This is a genomic window from [Flexibacter] sp. ATCC 35208 (assembly GCF_001975825.1).
Lineage (GTDB): Bacteria > Bacteroidota > Bacteroidia > Chitinophagales > Chitinophagaceae > Chitinophaga.
The window spans coordinates 102752-117858 of the sequence record NZ_MTKN01000007.1 but is presented as its reverse complement, the minus strand read 5'-3'; the positions used below and the strand labels follow the sequence as shown (position 1 = coordinate 117858).

The following is a 15107-nucleotide window of genomic DNA, read 5'->3' as shown; positions in this document are numbered from 1 at the left end:
TTATTTCGCAGCGTGAGTAATGCAAAGAAAAACTACTGTTGGCCTGCGCCTTCGCTTTCTTCCTTCTGCGTATGCTCCTGTTGGTCCTGTAGATGTACATTATTCAACTCCTCAAATACATACCCATCTTCATACCCCACAGCCACAAATACAGATAGCTGCTGTTTAGCTGGTCCTTTAAAAGTTCCCTTTACAGGTGTACAATCTCTAAAATCCCTGCCCACCGCTAATTTCACATGCTTATTGGTTACCCATACATTATTGGTCGGATCAATCCCCGCCCATCCTGTTCCGGGTATATATACCTCTACCCACGCATGCGTAGCTCCTTCACCTCTTAATCCATCCTTATTCGGACAAATATACCCGCTCACATACCTGCATGGGATCTGGCAACTTCTCAATATCTGCAGCATCAGGTGTGCAAAATCCTGGCACACACCTGCCTTGTGGTGCAAAATTTCATCAACCGTGGTTTCGATATTTGTAATCCCTTTGATGTATTTGAAATGTCTGAAGATATATTCACTACAATGTTCTGTTACTGCCGCTACACTTTTTCCCTGGGCAAAGATCGATTTCTGGATATCGTTGATCACATCCTGTGCCTCAATAGACGCAGTCCTTGCCATCTCTAGCAATTGTAAATCTCCCAGTACCTCATCTTTCAATTGCTCAAACCCTGAATGGAAATTCAACTGCAATTGCGAAGTAGCGGTAGTCCTTACCAGTAATTTGCTTTCTATCTTGAGCAACTTGTGTGCAGCCAGTATGTTGAACCCGCCGGTCTTATTCCCAAAGTAATCCGTAAATGTCTGTACATCCGGATGCCCGGTAATAGACAGATCATGCTGCAAAACTTCCTGTCCCGGACACTGTGAAGGGAAGATCTTGATCTCGTTCACACTTTCTTTGACCGGTCTTTCGTATTCGTACCTTGTAATATGATGAATTCTGAAAATAGGCATATAGCAAACACTTATGCGTAAGAAAAAAATTGTTGACCCAGCATTCTGGTAAAGTGCTGTACTTCGCCCCGCAGGTCTTCCATATAAGGATGTAAGGTATGATTGTTCAGTGTTTCGAGGTCAGTATGTTTTACCTTACTGTACAATCGTCCGAAACAACGCATCAATGCAGCGTTTTCTTCCGAGAAATTGCGCTTTGTTACATCCTGCAAATGCCGGTCAATGCGTCCTAAGGAATACACTACCGAATGCGGGAAGTCTTCGTTGAACAATACCTGGTGCAATACATCGTGATTATCCGCAGAAGACCTGTATGTCTTCAAATGTAGTTCATATCCGGAAAGGGACATGAGCAATTGTCGCCATTGCATGATGTCCTTGCTTTCATGGATCTTGTAATGATTGATCTGGTAGTGTTTATTTGTCAGCACGATCGTCTCAAAACACCGTTCAATGTATTTTCCAAGATTCATAAACGCCCAGCCCGTGCCCCGTGCCATGGTGATATCAGTAATGCCTGTATACAAGACACTATGTCTTGTGAACATGTCCAGCATATCTGCTGCTTCATAGCTGGCTAACCGTTTATCGAGCGTAGGCTGATTGATGAGGTGATAAAAGGAATTTACTTCCTCCCATACTTCTTTGGTAATATAATCCTGTATACCTCTCGCATTCTCCCTTGCCTTGCTGATGATCACTTTCAATGAATTGGAGTTGCTGTTGCTGGTGAGCAACAGTTTCAACGCATCCGCAGTTTGATCTTTTGTCGCTTCAATCTCTGCTGGTGTAGCGGTGGTGAAGGTCTCAAGTACCGATTGCCAGGTGAGCGCACCATTTACATCTTTGTCGAGAGAAAGGAGATAATGTGTAGAGGTAACTCTTAGTAAACCTTCGGCCCTTTCCATATAACGGGCCAGCCAGAATAGTGAATCCGCAATCCTACTTAGCATGAAAATAATTTTAATCAATAACCCATGTATCTTTACTACCCCCGCCCTGTGAAGAGTTCACAATCAGGGAGTCTTTGCGTAAGGCCACCCTTGTGAGTCCACCGGGTACGATCTGTACCCCCTGGGGTCCACATAATGCATAAGGGCGTAAGTCTACATGCCTGGCCTGAAAAGTGCCGTCAATAAAACAAGGAACTGTAGAAAGTTTGATAATCGGTTGTGCAATAAAGCTACGAGGATCTGCTTCAATAGTGGCTTTGGCCTTCACCCATTCTTCAGGAGTCACTTTATTACCCATCACCATGCCATATCCACCTGACTGATTGGTACGCTTGATCACCATTTGCCCTATATGTTCAAAAACATGTTTGCGCTGTTCCGGATCACTCAATTCGTAAGTCGGTACATTGGGCAAAATGGGTTCTTCATTCAGGTAATACCGGATCATGGCCGGTACATAGGCGTACACTGCTTTGTCATCGGCTACACCGTTCCCGATGGCATTCACAATCGCCACATTGCCCATGCGGTAAGCATTCATTAACCCCGGAATTCCCAGTGCACTATCCGGCTTAAACGCCAGTGGGTCCAGGTATTCATCGTCTATCCGGCGATAGATCACATGTACCTGTTCCAGGCCTTCCGTGGTTTTCATATATACCTTATGATTATCGATGACCAGGTCCCTGCCTTCTACGAGGGTGATCCCCATCATTCGGGCCAGGAAAGCATGTTCATAATAAGCAGAGTTGTAAATACCGGGTGTGAGGAGTACCACACGTGGGTTAGAGATCTGTGCCGGCCCCATTTGTAAAAGGATCTCATGGAGCATGAGGGGGTAGTTACTCACCCTGCGCACATGACTGGATGCCAGCATTTCGGGGAAGATCCTTTTGGTCACCTCCCTGTTTTCCAGCATATAGCTCACCCCGGAAGGAGTGCGGAGGTTGTCTTCCAGTACATAGAACTTTCCATCCTCGCCCCTGATCAGGTCTATTCCGGAAATATGTACATAGATGTCATGGGGAACTTTGATCCCAAATACCTCTCTGGTATAATGTGGACAGGTGGCAATAAGAGACGCAGGAACGACCTTGTCTTTTAAAATCTGTTGTTCGTTGTAAATATCTTTTAAGAAGAGATTCAGGGCCTTTAAACGCTGTTGAATGCCCAATTCTATATGGTCCCATTCCTTCCCGGTTATGATGCGGGGAATGATATCGAAGGGGAAAATGCGTTCAATACCGGCATCGTCACTGTACACTGTGAATGTAATGCCTTGATTCATAAAGAGTTCACCAGCAAGGCGGTCTTTCTGCTGAAGAGCACTGACATCGAATTGTTCCAGCGAAGTAAAGACTTTGTGATAGTGCTCCCTTATCTGTTGGTGATCGTACATCTCGTCCCAAATGTTGGGTGGAAGGTCATATTGGTCCAAAAATCCCATAAGTAATTGATAAAATTTGGTGCTGGATTTTTACAATATAATGAAATGGGAGGATTGTTTTTGGAAATGTGTATATATAATTTTATTTAATGTGTGTTGAAAAGCGGGCAAACCCCGCTAAAGCTATAGTGTGGCTTCGTTACAGCTTCGTTACCAATAGTACATTATAAGGGCACCATAATATCGTGAGGATAATGAAGTGCCCTTTTGGTGCCCTGTAAGTGCACCGTTAGTATCGAAGTTATATCGAAGGAGTATCGAAGAAGCATCGAAGGAGCATCGAAGGAGCATCGAAGCTTTGATATGGTTATGATAGGACCAGAACGGGTTAATATCCGTACCGCCCTCCCTCCTCATTTCTCCTAATTTTAGAAAAACCTATCAATAGCAAACCCTCATGCTATAACTCCTTAAAACCCAGTTACAATTAAAAAACACAATTCATGAAAACACATGTACTGTTAGTATGGTGCCTGCTCATTACAGGCATCGCTGCCGCCCAGAAGTCGGTATTTATACCTACCGAGTTCTCAACGGCCCCTCTGAATACCTGGTCGTACACCCGGTCTTATCAATCCACGAACTTCATTGTCTTCTGGGGTAGTGTAGTAGGCACTGACCCTGCTAATTATTCCGATGCGAACCTGGCCTTTAACCCGCAGTCCATTTGCGACACCCTGGAAAAGATTTACACGAAGTACATCTCCGAGATTAAGTTCTGCACTGACACCTCCACTAAAAACCTCGGGAAGTACAAGATCATTATCGTGATGAACGATACCTGGGGTACCAATGGTCCTACCGGCTGGGCGTTTGGCGGTACTTACGACAACACCATCGGGGCCATGTGGGTACATCCCAATGCCACCCGCGATGGAGGGGTGATCAGCCATGAACTCGCCCATTCCCTGCAGGGCATGATCTCCATCCAGGAAAACACCGTCGGTGGTGGTTATGTCAATTATGAACCTGCCGGGTTCTTTTGGGAAACACATGCCAATTTTATGCGCACCCAGATGTATCCCCGCTTTGCATCAGACGATATGCCCAGATGGATGGGAACAGCCATGTTTCACTATAGCTCCACCCGTCACCACTATGACGCCTTCCGTTTATTATTTACTATACAGCAACTCGATGGCATCTCCATGGTCAATCGACTCTGGAAAGAGTCGGTTGCCAACGAACATCCCTTAATCACCTATCGTCGTTTAAAAGGATGGACCCAATCACAGCTGAACGACTTTATGTTTGAATATGTAAAAAGAGAACCGACGGCTGATTATACGGTGAATGGATTTGGCGGTATTATCCGTGCACAGCGGGATGCACTCATCAGCAGTGAACCGCATTATGTATGGCGGTTAAATACTATTCTCACTCAGATCAATGCCACTACCGGTCGTTATGTGGTACCGGATGCTTTTGCACCACAGGATTATGGATATAACATCATCCCTTTGTATCCTACCTGTAGTTCCGGACTGGTGACCGTAAAATTCAAAGGACATACTGAGGTGAACAGCACTGCCGGCTGGCGGTATGGATTTGTCACCGCATTGGCAGATGGCACGATTTCCCGCTATGGTACCCTGAATAATGCCAATGAAAGCCAGATCAGTTTTCAACTCAACAGCAATGAATCAAAATTGTACCTGGTTGTGATGGGTGCACCCACTACACATACTTCTTATGTATGGGAGCCGGGATGGCCAAAGATCAAACGTTATCCTTATGAACTGCGTATTGCAAATGCAGTACCCGAAGGGTATCAAAGTACCTTCCGCGCTGCTTACAAAACAAATGGACATGCGCACTCCAATGGTGGTGGCTGGGTAGCGAATACAGCAACTGTGGCTTCTACGGCTTATGTAGGTCCTAATGCCATCGTATTAGGTACCAGCAATATTTCCGGTACGGCCAGGATAGATGGTTTTGCATGGGTGGAAAGTGCGGCAGTATCTGGTAGTGTGGTGATCAATGGCAATGCAAATGTATGGTATGGTACTTACTCCGGTACCGCGCAGGTAACGGACAATGCGTTGTTAAGTTATTGTACTGTGAGCAACAATGCGATTATAAAAGGCGATGCGATGGAATGGGGGGTGACCTTTGGTACAGGCGTAACCGTTGGTGGCGATGCGGAAATAGGAAGTTGTAGTACGGCGGGTGTGTATTTGCAGGTGCCACATACAAATAATGGCCGTACTGATTGTGATGGCAAAGGTGCCAGTGATGCCTCTAATACGGATGTAAACAGTGCTTATACCCGGTTTACAGATACGCAGATGGCATTTACAGGAAGTGTGGCATGCCCTGCCACAGCTGCTACAAAGATAGCTACAAAAGAGGTGATAATATATCCAAATCCTGCTGCTACCTCGTTTAATGTAAGTCTTCTCAACTTTGATAGTGAAGAAGCATTGATAATATCAATATATGATACGCAGGGGAAAGAAGTATTGCGCCAGGGAGTGAAAGGAAAGAATAATATAAATATAAACAAAGCATTGACGCCCGGTGTGTATGTGTTGAAGGTGAGTGGGGTGCAGACATATACAAAAAAATTAGTCATTACTAAATAGCCTGCTGCAGGTAATCCAATCGGAACCGCTATCGCAGGTAATCTTATCCGGAACTGACAACCGCTATCGCTGGTAATCCAATCCGAACCGCTGTCTCAGGTAAACGTAGTCGTAACTGACGACTACTCTCGTCGGGAATCCAATCGGAACCGCTATCGCAGGTAATCTTATCCGGAACTGACAACCGCTATCGCCGGTAATCCAATCGGAACCGCTATCGCAGGTAATCTTATCCGGAACTGACAACTGCTATCGCCGGTAATCCAATCGGAACCGCTATCGCAGGTAATCTTATCCGGAACTGACAGCTGCTATCGCCGGTAATCCAATCGGAACCGCTATCGCAGGTAATTCTATCCGGAACTGATAGCTGCTATCGCAGGTAATCCAATCGGAACCGCTATCGCCGGTAATCCTATCCGGAACTGACAGCTGCTATCGCAGGTAATCCTATCCGGAACTGACAACTGCTATCGCAGGTAATCCAATCGGAACTGACAGCTGCTATCGCAGGTAATCCTATCCGGAACTGACAACTGCTATCGCAGGTAATCCAATCGGAACCGCTATCGCAGGCAGTCGCTATCAATCCTTTTAAAAATACTATGGAATGTTGAGATGAAGGGGCCCTCTGTTTTTACAGAGGGCCTTTTTTAAACTTAATATTCAGTTTACATCCGGTGAGTATGTTTGTATCCTAATATGGAAAAGTATCCGGACAGCCAACTACTAGCATTCATTAAAACTGGGGATCAGCAGGCCTTCGCTGCATTGGTAAACAGGTATTGGGAAGAGCTGTATGCCCATATTCACGCCCGCCTGAAGCAGGAAGACGACACAAAAGACATCCTACAGGAGATCTTCATCACCATTTGGAAAAAACGCGACACCATCACCCCCGACGAAAACGGTCGCCTTAGCAGCTACCTCTTCACCGCTGCCCGTTACTGCATTATTGATCACTTCAGCCGTCCGCACACTCCTATATATAATGAAGAATTTTTTGCAGAAACCGTCCCTCAGCAAACCACCTTTTCCGCCATCGAACTACTCGAAACAAAAGAGCTGGAACAACAGGTCAATGAAGCCCTGGACCGCATGCCAGACCGCCTTTGCCTGCCATATCGCCTGAGCCGCTACCAGCAACTCTCTACCAGGGAAATTGCCCTGCGCCTTTCCCTCTCTGAACAGACCGTGAAAAATAATATTTCCATCACATTACGTTACCTCCGCACTTACCTGAAAGAGCAAAACGATATCGCCGGTATCGTCCTTATTATACTCTTCATAATTCCTTAACATACTTCACCGGTACTTCTTTTTTGCTGAAGAGATGTATAGTATGTTATGAGCAATCAACAGCTAAAATTCCTTTTATCCAGGTACCTGCAGGGCAAAGCTACACCTGCGGAAGCCGCACAGGTCGAAGCATGGTACGACTCTTTTAATGAAACACCTTTATCTGCAAATGATAAAGCACGCCTGAAGGATGAAATAATTTCCAACGTATTACAGGAAATCAATCCACCTGCACGTGTGCGCAAACTATACTGGTACGCTGCTGCCGCAGTATTCATTCTGCTGGGTTCCACGCTTTCTTTTTTTATCACTAAAAAGAAACCGCTCCTTCTTCATGCAGATCAATTGGTAAGCACACCTGCTGGCAGCAGAAAAACTATCCGCCTGCCCGATGGTACTGTCGTACAGTTGAATGCCGGTACCTCATTAGTGATTCCCGGTGATTTTGGTAGGAAAGACCGTACCATTACCCTCACCGGTGAAGCGTTTTTTACCGTTGCTACCGATGCCACACATCCATTTATTATCCATGCCGGACATATCCGGACCACTGTATTGGGTACTTCCTTTAATATCCGCTCCTGGCCGGGAGAAGATACCTGGGCTATTGGTGTAAGTACTGGTAAGGTGAGGATCTCCAATGAAGTGAACAATCAGGTCATGGCCGAATGTCTCACGGCGAATAAAGCCCTCATCCATCACATTGAAACCGGTACCTCCGACATTGCCGACACCGATGCCGGTATGCCGGGTGCATGGCGCAATAACATCTTTCATTTCAATAACAGCAGCATGGCAGAAATAGGGCAGGAGCTGCAACGACAATATAATATACCTGTCATCGTGAATGGAGAAGGTAAGAACGGTGGGCATTACAAAATCAGTTTCTCGCGGGAACCGCTTACTAAAGTACTGAAAGTACTCGCCGGCCTGACCGGTATTACATACACAATTAAATCAGATCAGGTGATCATTCAAGTGCCAAAAACAAATTAAAAAGGCGTATGCAGTACGAAAAAAGCCGGAAGTGGTTGCAACACTCCCGGCGGATAACGCACTGCTAACAGTACGTCACATTTTTAACGGATTCAACTCACATTAAAAACTACATCAAAGATGCGAAAAATTTTCTCAGGTTATTACAACCTGTTTAAAAAGCTATTTACCCTGAAAATGAGACTAACGAGCTTTCTGATACTCTTTTCTTCGGTCATTTCCTTTGCAGCCACCGGCTCCGGCCAGTCTATGCACGAAGTGAAAGTCAGCCTCCAGGTCGATAACAGACCTATTAAGGAAGTGCTGGCCCTTATCGAAAAGCAATCTGCTTTTGTGATCGGGTACAACCAGGACAATATTCCCGATAGTAGCAGGATCAGCTACCACGCGAATAATAAGTCAGTGAGCGATGTGCTCAAAGACATCCTCAATATTTACCCGGTGGTAGCCCGTCAGGTAAATGAGAAATATATCGTGCTGAACAAGGTATCCTACCCGGAGAAATACCTGCTCATGCAACAGATCACCATCACTGGTAAAGTAAGTGATAAAACCACCGGCGAAATGCTGCCGGGCGTGAGCATTGCCATAAAAGGTACTTCTTCAGGAACCGCTACCGGTGTGGATGGTCAATTCTCCCTGCGTTTTCCGCAGGATCAGGAGCAGATCACTTTGGTGATCTATTCCCTGGGCTACAGGAAAATTGAAATCAACCTGACCCGCGACAAAGCCGGTGCCCCGCTTAACTTCCAGCTGGAAGCCGACCGTATGGGGCTGGATGAAGTCGTGGTGACCGGTCAGGGACAGGATATCTCCAAGAGAAGACTCTCCTCAAACATCGTGTCTATTGGTACTAAGGAGCTGGATCAGGCACCTTCCGGTAGAATCGATCAGATCCTTCAGTCACGTCTTCCAAATGCCCAGATCCGCCTTACTGGTGGTCAGGCAGGTGCTACCTCCATCATCCGTGCAAGAGGTGTAAATTCCGCCTTTGTGAACTCTACACCCATTATTTATGTGGATGGTGTGAGAATGGATAACCTGAATACTGCTTCCAAACTCGGTGGTGGGTCTGCTACCGGTGCTGCTGTGAGCTCTATCGCAGACATTCCCATGGACAATATTGAAAAGATCGAGTACATCAACGGTGGTGCTGCTACAACAATGTATGGTTCTGATGCGGCAAATGGGGTGATCCAGATCTTTACAAAAAAAGGCGGTTCTGACAGAACTGACGTGACTGCCGAAACACAGATGGGGGTTGAAACACCTACCGCCGATTTCCTGCACTTCAAACGTACCAAAGATCTGCTGTTCCAGAATGGTTTTTATCAGAAACAACACCTCGCGATCAATGGCGGTAAGGACAACTTTGGGTACAGTTTTTCCGGCAACTATATGAATAGCCAGGGTGTACAGATCTATGACCAGAACAGGAACAAACGTGTAGACTTTTCCAGCGGTTTCCGTGCCGCACTGGGTAAGAAAGTCACTTACGAAAGCAGCTTTACCTATATCAATAATAACTACAAACGTAACAGGAATGGTAACCAGGGTGGCTATACAGGATTATGGTTTGCAGAGAGTGGTGCAAGCGCCATCACCGGTCCTAAGTTCAGTCCTGTGATCGATACATTGTCTGCCGCTTCCTATGCGAAGATGAAAGCATATGTAGACGAAGCAGAACAATTGCAGAACAACAGTATTAAGGTAAACCGTTTCCAGACTTCACAGGTATTTAAATATTCTCCCCTTAAGAACCTCGTGTTCAAAGCAACGGGTGGTATTGATTATCGTGTGATGCGCAATCAGGTGATCACTACAAACCAATACCTGTCTGTTACCACGAATGCAAATGTGGTAGATCAGGGTAGCGTGAGCAATACGGACAGAAAGTACATGGGTATCACCCTGGAACTGAATGGCCAGTACCAGGCTAAGTGGAGAGACTTCTCCTTTGTAACCACTGCCGGTGGCCAGTACTTCCGCAACGAAGATCAGCAGATCCAATATATAGGTAGTAATATCCGTGATGGTGCACAGATCATAACCGGTGCCGCTACCAAAACCAGCGATGAATATTATTTAGAGGTGGTGAACTACGGTATGTACCTGCAGGAGAATGTGGGCTTTAAAAATAAACTCTTTCTCGATATGGGTGTAAGAGGTGATGGAAATCCTGCATTTGGTAAAAACATTGGTGTGCAATATTATCCTAAAGTAGGATTGTCCTATATACCTGGTGCAGAACCCTGGTTCGACGCCGTCTCCAAAGTGATCTCTTCTGCGAAACTGAGAGGAAGCTTTGGGGTAGCCGGGAATCTGCCGACTGCTTTTGCCAATCAGCGTACCATTGCTTTCAGTGGTTATCAAAATCAACAGGCAGCGTATTTTGGTCAGCCGGGTAATGATAACCTGAAGCCTGAAAAGACGCAGACCACAGAAGGTGCTTTGGACCTGGGTTTTGTGCATGACCGGATCTTATTGTCCGCAGGTTATTATCATTCATTGACGAACAATGCCCTGTTTTATGTACCTGCTACGCCTTCGAGCGGACAGACACAATCTCAGCTTTACAACGTAGGTAAGATCCTGAACCGTGGTTTTGAATTCAACTTTGTGGTAGTACCTATTGAGACAAAGAATACTTCCCTTCGCCTGAATGCATCTGTGAATACCCTGTATAATAAGGTGCAAAGCAGCGGTGGTGTGGCTGCATTTAACATCAACGGTTTTAGTGCCAGAACGATTCAGACAGTGGTACAGGAAGGATATGCTATTGGTTACCTGAGAGGGAACAAAGGTGTATTTGCAGCCGATGGTACACTCGCTTCTACAACCGCACAGCAGTACCTGGGCACGACTATTCCTAACCTGTTTGGTAGCATGGGTCTGAACTTCCGCTTTAAAGACCTGGAAGTATTTGCGAATGCTGACTATCAGAAAGGGGCTTATGCCAACTCTTTCGACCGTCAGTTCCGCTTTTATTACAGCGCTTCCAATGAAGGTATTCCACAGGCGGAGATTACAAAGAACGGTCGTACTAACTGGCTGAACTTTACAAACCGCTTTGTAGAAAAGACGGACTTTATCAAAGTAAGGACGATCGGTATGAGCTATACGCTGAAGGGTAGTAAGCTGAACAACAGGGTACGTTCTGTAGTGATTGGCTTTATGGCTGTGAATCCGCTGAACTTCAGTGCATCCAGTTTTGATCCTGAAGCCACCATCAGTGGTGCTGCACAGGGACAGGGTGGTGCCACTACCGGCGGTATCTCTTATGCCACTTACTCTTCACCACGTCAGTGGCTGGGTTCATTAAAGTTAAACTTCTAATTCCGGAAACGATGAAAAAACTCTTTATATTCCTTTTACTCGGAGCCAGTGCCTGTAATGTGCTGAACCCGAATATTACAGATGATGTATATGTAGACAATGCCGGTGCTGCCAGCAGCTGGGTAAATGGTGTGAGCAGACAGCTGGCACTCACGATGAATCAGGTAGTGGTAAGCTCAGAACTGGTATCGGACAATTACTATAACAACCGCACACAGAGTAGTAAAGTGTTCGATATTCCGCAGATCGACTATTATGATACGGATGTCAATAATATGCAGACACAGATCGCCATATTGCGTACCATGGCAGAGTATGGACTGAGCAAGGTATTGCCGGGCGACGTTACTTCTACTGCTTCGGATAGTGCGGAGATGTATTATAGCTTAGGGTATGCGCATATCCTGAGCGGGGAACTGTTTGTAGGCTTGCCGGGTAGTGAGAAAGGTCGTGTACTGACGCCTGCTGAACACCTGAACCTGGCCATTGCGAGTCTGAATAGTGCGATTACACTGGCAGATGCTGGTAGTACCGCACAAATGGCATATACACTGCTGAAAGCACGTGCATTCTATTCACTGGGCAATGCGGACAGTGCGGTGGCGATTGCAAAGTCAGCCATGAGTATCCCTACTTTATTGCAACAGGTGAAATATGATGGTACTAACAGTGTGACGAATGATATGCAGACGTATGTATTCTCTTCTACCTACAATGAGTTTGCACCATCACCAAGACTGGATTTCCTGGATCCTAAATATTACCACACGGGCTTAGCATCAGCTGATCAGAAACCTGTAACTATCGTGAAAGCAGAAGAAGCGTGGCTGATTGTAGCTGAAGCTGCGATTGCCGGCAATGACCTGAGCACTGCCCGGACTACGCTGAAAGACCTGCTCTCATCTGTTATCGCAAACCGTCCTACCGTATCGCTGAACGATAATAAGGAAACACGTAACGGTGGTAACAGGACCGACTATCCACTAACTGCTGAATTAGTGAAGTTTGATGCTGCTGATAATACCCGCAGTGGATATATCCTGAATCGTCAGGCAGGGAATATCACAGCTTATACCGTATCAGGTACAAAGGTGATTGCTACTGACCTGGATGCTGCCACTACACAGGATGAGCTGTTGTACCTGTTGTACCGTATGCGTCAGGAAATATTTATGGCAGAAGGTCGCCGTATGACAGACCTTGGTATTAAATTCCCGGTATCACAAACAGAGCAGCTGAACAATACGAATGTGAGTGATGCCGATATCGTGGCGCAGATCCCTTCTTTCATTCCACGGGCAAGAGGAATGGATGATTTTACAAATGATACTGCATCCGGCATTGTGACCATGAAGTATGATATGAACAAGGTACTGGTTGAGAACAAGACATCTCCTTATATTTTCCCATTTATTAATTAATATGAAGAAGTTTATATTATCCATTGCAATATTTCTATGCGGCCATCAGCTGATGGCGCAGCAGGTAAAGTACGTGGTACTGGTGAGTGTGGATGGCTTTCGCCCTGATTTTTATATGGATGCTTCATGGCCGGCACCTAATATGCAGCAGATGATGCACAACGGTGTGTATGCAGAAGGAGTGAGAGGTATTTTTCCTACCGTCACGTATCCTTCGCATACCACATTGATCACAGGTGTGATGCCTGCTAAACATGGTATTGTATACAATACGCCTTTTGATCCGAAAGGACTGAATGGTACCTGGTTTAAGTATGCGAACCAGATCAAGGCACAGACCCTCTGGCAGGCGGCGCACAAGGCAGGTTTAAAGACGGCAGCCGTGTCATGGCCGGTAACTGTAGGTGCAGATATCGATTATAATATTCCTGAAACCTGGTTAGAAAAAACGCCGGGCGACAGAAGAATGGCGACGAGTCAGGATGCAACACCAAAAGGATTGTTCGAAGAGATCCAGGCAAATGCAACCGGGCAGCTGGAAGCAAATGATATGGACCTGCACTACCTGAGTATGAATGAAAACCTGGGGAGAATGACGGCTTACCTGATCCGTAGATATAAGCCGAACCTGATAGCCGTCCATTTGCCAAATACAGATGAATTTGAGCATATGGAAGGTCGTGAAGGCCCCGGTGTGCGCAAAGCGGTTGCGGCAGCAGACAGGGCTATTGGAGATATTATCGAGGCATTGCAAAAGGCAGGTATTAAGGATAGTGCGGCCCTGATCATTACAGGTGATCATGGTTTTGTAGATACCCATTCCAGTCTGGCGCCGAATGTATGGCTGGCACAGGCTGGTCTGCAGGGTACTACTGCTGATCGTGGCAATTGGAAGGCCACCTTCCATGCCAGTGGCGGATCGGCTTTTTTACACCTGAAAGATCCAAAGGATACAAAGACACTGGAACAGGTGAAAGCAATACTGGCAGGTTTGCCGCCTACACAGCAGAAACTGTTCAGGGTGATCGACAAAGCTACGATCGATAGAATGGAGGCAGATCCGGAAGCGGTACTGGCATTGACAGGGGAGCAGGGGATTAGTTTCAATAACAATGCAGACGGGCCTTTGCTGAAGCCGGCGAAAGGTGGTGCACATGGTTACTTCCCGGATTTTAAAGAGATCAGAACCGGTTTTGTGGCAGGTGGAGCTGGTTTGGGGAGTGGAGTGGTATTGCCGGAGATTGGGTTAGAGGATGTGGCGCCGCTGGTGGCAAAGTTGTTAGGGATTGATTTAAAGGAGGCAGAGGGATTGGTATATCCCGGCGCCCTGAAGAAATAAGGAAATAGTTGACCCATTGCGCGGGGCTGACAAAAAAGTAACGTGAAGGTGCTGAGAATTGCGTAAAAGTAGTTTCATCTCCGCCACCTACCCGAGAGGGGTATCCTTTTTAGTCAGCCCTCGTTTTACCGGCATGATTTTTACACCTTACATTATAAAAATCACCCTTTTATGGAAGAATCACTGACTGCACCAGTCATCATTCATAGCACTTTTGACCTGATTGCTACTTCAGAAAAGATCATTCACATCAGCAATGACGTTCCTTATATTTCCTCAGAATTCATCGCTGACGCCGAAGAAAAGAAACTTCTCTCCGTAAAGGCCATTATCGGGCTGAATGCCGATAGTATGGAGTCTTTCCGGCTCATCGTCACGGAAGTAAGCGATACCCTCGGTGTGACCCTTCGTTACGATCAGGATGTGGACAGTGCGCTACGCCACCTGTGGTATGTAGATGTTGTATTTGGAAATATCGATCAGATAGAAAAGATCGAATTCATGATCGATTCCTCTGATGACTATCATGATCTTAAGATAGGCAGGATTGCCCTCCCTAAAAACTGATGACTATTATGATCTTAGGATAGGCAGGATTGCCCTCTCCAAAAACTGATGACTATTATGATCTTAGGATAGGTAGGATTGCCCTCCCTAAAAACTGATGACTATTAAGATCTTAAAATAGGTAGGATTGCCCTCTCCAAAAACTGATGACTATCACGATCTCAAAATAGGCAGGATTGCCCTCTCCCAAAACTAA

Annotated in this window: 10 protein-coding genes; 7 read left to right on the top strand and 3 right to left on the bottom strand. The window is 46.0% G+C overall.

The features are described from left to right. Positions 1 to 32: 32 nt before the first annotated feature. Genes BW716_RS07000 through BW716_RS06990 form a run of 3 tightly spaced genes read right to left on the bottom strand, consistent with a single transcriptional unit; the run spans position 33 to position 3368 of the window. A complete protein-coding gene (locus tag BW716_RS07000; protein ID WP_083721815.1) occupies positions 33 to 968 on the bottom strand; it encodes a transglutaminase family protein in 936 nt (311 codons plus the stop codon). An 11-nt stretch (positions 969 to 979) separates the two neighbouring features. Further along, positions 980 to 1921 carry an alpha-E domain-containing protein gene (locus tag BW716_RS06995; RefSeq protein ID WP_083721814.1) on the bottom strand — a complete coding sequence of 314 codons (942 nt, stop codon included), beginning with the start codon at positions 1919 to 1921 and terminating at the stop codon, positions 980 to 982. Between the two features lie 10 nt (positions 1922 to 1931). Then, on the bottom strand, positions 1932 to 3368 hold the full coding sequence (locus BW716_RS06990; RefSeq protein WP_083721813.1) for a circularly permuted type 2 ATP-grasp protein: 1437 nt from the start codon (positions 3366 to 3368) through the stop codon (positions 1932 to 1934). Between the two features lie 443 nt (positions 3369 to 3811). Between BW716_RS06990 and BW716_RS06985 the strand changes: the two genes are divergently transcribed. From BW716_RS06985 to BW716_RS06955, 7 genes are all read left to right on the top strand, one after another. Further along, a complete protein-coding gene (locus BW716_RS06985) occupies positions 3812 to 5953 on the top strand; it encodes a DUF6055 domain-containing protein (RefSeq protein ID WP_083721812.1) in 2142 nt (713 codons plus the stop codon). A gap of 702 nt (positions 5954 to 6655) precedes the next feature. Continuing rightward, positions 6656 to 7252 (top strand): RNA polymerase sigma factor, encoded by a 597-nt coding sequence (locus tag BW716_RS06980; protein ID WP_083721811.1) that lies wholly within the window; start codon positions 6656 to 6658, stop codon positions 7250 to 7252. Positions 7253 to 7300: 48 nt separating this feature from the next. Next, the gene (locus BW716_RS06975; protein WP_083721810.1) at positions 7301 to 8248 is read left to right on the top strand and encodes a FecR family protein; all 948 of its coding nucleotides are present in this window, start codon (positions 7301 to 7303) and stop codon (positions 8246 to 8248) included. A 120-nt stretch (positions 8249 to 8368) separates the two neighbouring features. After that, positions 8369 to 11584 (top strand): TonB-dependent receptor, encoded by a 3216-nt coding sequence (locus tag BW716_RS06970; RefSeq protein ID WP_083721809.1) that lies wholly within the window; start codon positions 8369 to 8371, stop codon positions 11582 to 11584. An 11-nt stretch (positions 11585 to 11595) separates the two neighbouring features. Further along, a complete protein-coding gene (locus tag BW716_RS06965; protein ID WP_083721808.1) occupies positions 11596 to 13005 on the top strand; it encodes a hypothetical protein in 1410 nt (469 codons plus the stop codon). A 1-nt stretch (position 13006) separates the two neighbouring features. Then, positions 13007 to 14344 carry an alkaline phosphatase family protein gene (locus tag BW716_RS06960; RefSeq protein WP_083721807.1) on the top strand — a complete coding sequence of 446 codons (1338 nt, stop codon included), beginning with the start codon at positions 13007 to 13009 and terminating at the stop codon, positions 14342 to 14344. A 171-nt stretch (positions 14345 to 14515) separates the two neighbouring features. Then, the gene (locus BW716_RS06955; RefSeq protein ID WP_083721806.1) at positions 14516 to 14911 is read left to right on the top strand and encodes a hypothetical protein; all 396 of its coding nucleotides are present in this window, start codon (positions 14516 to 14518) and stop codon (positions 14909 to 14911) included. The last annotated feature ends 196 nt before the right edge of the window (positions 14912 to 15107 follow it).